At 72.6% G+C, this 511-nt stretch carries 1 protein-coding gene; it reads right to left on the bottom strand.

The genetic code is table 11. The features are described 5' to 3' along the window. A partial coding sequence (locus D180_RS19875) for a GNAT family N-acetyltransferase (protein WP_157835490.1) occupies positions 1-466 on the bottom strand: 466 nt, incomplete at its 3' end. Positions 467-511: the final 45 nt, after the last annotated feature.

Genomic DNA, 511 nt, shown 5'->3' with positions numbered 1-511 from the left:
CTGGCCCGTCGAGCCGGTAGACCTTGCAGACCAGGCCCGGCGGGGTGCGGTAGGTGCGAAAGCCGATGGCCTCGTAGTACGCCTGCCCGAGCGCATTGTCGGCGGCGATGCTGGCGTCGATCTGCGCCAGCCCGGCGCTGCGCGCGGCCGCACAGGTGGCCCGGAACAGCGCGCTGCCGACCCCACGGCGCGCCGCGCGCGGGTCGACGTGGGTGCCGATGATGCCCCAGCCCTCGGCCAAGTCGTAGGCATTGCCGGCACGCGCGATGCGCAGCGACTGGAAGCCGAGGACACGCCCGTCGGCGTCCTCGGCCAGCACGCACTGGAGACGATCGGGATGCTGCAGGTAGGTCGCGCGCACCGTCGCCAGATCGGTCGGCGCCTTGCGCAGGCCGGCCGCGAAGATCGCGTCCTGCACCGCGACCATCGCCTCGGCATCGTCAAGCGTGGCGGGCCGGATCTGCATGGTGCCGTCTCTCGTCAGGTCGTGGCCGGCGAGTATGCCCGAGCG

This window comes from Xanthomonas sp. SHU 166 (genome assembly GCF_000364685.1).
GTDB lineage: Bacteria > Pseudomonadota > Gammaproteobacteria > Xanthomonadales > Xanthomonadaceae > Xanthomonas_A > Xanthomonas_A sontii.
The sequence above is the reverse complement of the archived record's forward strand: the minus strand, read 5'-3'. Positions and strand labels throughout refer to the sequence as shown.